A 2,106-nucleotide genomic window follows, 5' to 3' on the forward strand; every position below is an offset into this window, starting at 1 on the left:
ATCGTTGTCATCATGCGCAAGCTCATCGAAATGGCAAACGCGCTTGTCAAAGCCGACCGGACTTGGGTTGAAAAAACCGCTTGATCAAGACGGATACTGCAGATGTCGCGCGCCTCGGCGATATCGAGCAGGATCAGGTCGGTCATCGCGTCGGATACGACACCGCGCGGCCCGTCCGGGGGCACCGGATAGAACTCGGGCGGGTCGATGGAGGGACCGCCATTGCCTTCCTCGATCTGGGAGGGGGGTCTTCTTCTTCATCGTCGCCAATATCCTGCGCATTGGCGGTGAAGGGCACGAGGAACAGCGCGAGCGTCAACGCAACTGCTGCGGGATATGCTCTGGTGGCCATGGGACGTCCTCCGGTTGGCGCGGCTGGGCAACCGGTCCGCCCGCTTTCCATGGGCGCATCCACCTACACGGCAACAGCCCGGCGGCGGTTGCGAGCACAGCCCCGTCACGACCATGACAACCTGAGAGAAACACACCCCCAACCGTGCGAAAGCAACGTAACCCCGGAAGTTTACCACAATGATCGGCTCCGGCCAATCCGCGCCGGTGCCGGGCGCGGTTCTGCCGCGCTGCGAATCGGATAGGATGGGGCGGAACGGGTGGTTGCGGGGGTGTTCCATGCGCGTCTTTGTCCTGGCCCTTGTGATCGCGGCGGCTGCGGCGGTGCGCTCGAACCGGGATGTTCAGGGGCAGGCGGTTTCGCTGGGCGATCTGCTACACGCGGTCGACCGGGCGCGGCGGATGCGGATCGTGATCCTGGATTCCTGTCGCGACAACCCGTTTGGCGACCTGATCGACACCAGCGCGCCGTCGGGCGGCGGTCGCGCGGGGCTGGCGCCGCCCTCGCCCGAGCGCGGCACGCTGGTCGCCTTTGCCGCGCGCGACGGGCAGGTGGCGCTGGATGGCGAGGGCGAGAACAGCCTCTTTGCGCTGGCGCTGATCGACCGGCTGGCGCAGCCGGGGCTGGAGATCTCGCTGATGTTCCGGCAGGTGCGCGACCGGGTGCTGGAGGCGATCGCCAACCGCCAGGAGCCGCATACCTATGGCGCGCTCTCGGACGAGCCGTTCTACCTGGCCGGTCCGGGCGAGGCCGATGGGCGGGTGCGCGACGAGGATCACCGCATCGCCTGGTCGAGCCTGCGCCCCGAGCAGGAATTGCAACTGGCCGCGCTGGCCGCCGAAGGCGATACCCGCTCGATCCTGGGGCTGGCCTATAAGCGGCTGAACCCTGCCGAGGACCGGTTCGACCCGGCGGAGGCCGTGCAGTCGCTGACGCGGGCGGCCGAGGCGGGCGCGCCCGAGGCGCAGTTCGAGCTGGCCAAGCTTTACGAGACGGGGCTGGGAGTGGCGCAGGACGAGGCGCGCGCTGGCGCTCTACCGGCAGGCGGCGGAGCAGGAATTCGCGGATGCGCTGAAGGACCTGACCTTCATGCATTCCCAGGGCGGGCTGGGCCTGCCGCGCGATGCGAAACGCGCGCTGGGCTCTTTCGAGCGCGCCGCCGCGCAGCGCCATCCGCAGGCGATGTTCAACTATGCCGCGCTGATCGATGACGGGCTGGTCGAGGGCAAGGGCCCGGCCGGGGCAGCGGGCTATCTTTACGGCGCGCTGCGCTCGGGCAGCGCGGATATGCTGGAGATCCTGACCGAGCGGCCGACCATGTTCAAGCCCGAGACGAGGCGGGTCTTGCATGCGCTGCTGCGCGAGCACGCGTTCTATGGCGGCGCGATCGACGGGGAGTTCCGGCCGGGCACGCAGCGGGACCTGCGCGCGGCCTATGGCCTGGCCGACTAGCGGTCTGGCCGACAAGGCGGGTTTCGCCCCGGCTGGCGCCGGGGCGACCCGCCGGGGGGCGCTGCCCCCCGGACCCCCCGGGATATTTCCGGCCAGAAGAAGGGGGCGCTAGAGTTGTTTCCGATCAAGTTGAAGCATATCCTGCGTGCCGGAGATAGCGCGCACATTCCTTCGGGGTGAAGGCAGTCAGGGCGGAAGCGATGGCGCTGCAGAGGCTGTCAGCGCATCTCGGGGCGGCGCTTCGCACGAGGGCCTTGAGCTTGGCAAATACCATTTCGATCGGATTGAGGTCTGGCGAATAG

General features: G+C 68.0%; 2 protein-coding genes and 1 pseudogene. 2 read left to right on the forward strand and 1 reads right to left on the reverse strand.

Annotation, left to right across the window (positions count from 1 at the left end):
- Nucleotides 1–630 precede the first annotated feature (630 nt).
- Together ENN83_RS14290 and ENN83_RS14295 are read left to right on the forward strand one after the other, a co-directional pair.
- On the forward strand, nucleotides 631–1,563 hold the full coding sequence (locus tag ENN83_RS14290) for a caspase family protein (protein WP_287188046.1): 933 nt from the start codon (nucleotides 631–633) through the stop codon (nucleotides 1,561–1,563).
- On the forward strand, nucleotides 1,535–1,804 hold the full coding sequence (locus ENN83_RS14295; protein WP_287188049.1) for a hypothetical protein: 270 nt from the start codon (nucleotides 1,535–1,537) through the stop codon (nucleotides 1,802–1,804). Before ENN83_RS14290 ends, ENN83_RS14295 begins: the two co-directional genes overlap by 29 nt.
- A 124-nt stretch (nucleotides 1,805–1,928) precedes the next feature.
- On the opposite strand, the pseudogene ENN83_RS14300 reads toward ENN83_RS14295, so the two are convergent.
- Nucleotides 1,929–2,106, reverse strand: a pseudogene (locus ENN83_RS14300) (IS630 family transposase); the annotation flags it as partial.

It is taken from the genome of Rhodovulum sp., from assembly GCF_011048875.1.
Taxonomy (GTDB): Bacteria; Pseudomonadota; Alphaproteobacteria; order Rhodobacterales; family Rhodobacteraceae; genus Rhodovulum; species Rhodovulum tesquicola.

Excerpts from the sequence above, each read along its gene's own strand:
- ENN83_RS14290 (WP_287188046.1), top strand. The coding sequence starts at position 631 with ATGCGCGTCTTTGTCCTGGCCCTTGTGATCGCGGCGGCTGCGGCGGTG.
- ENN83_RS14295 (WP_287188049.1), top strand. The coding sequence starts at position 1,535 with ATGTTCAACTATGCCGCGCTGATCGATGACGGGCTGGTCGAGGGCAAG.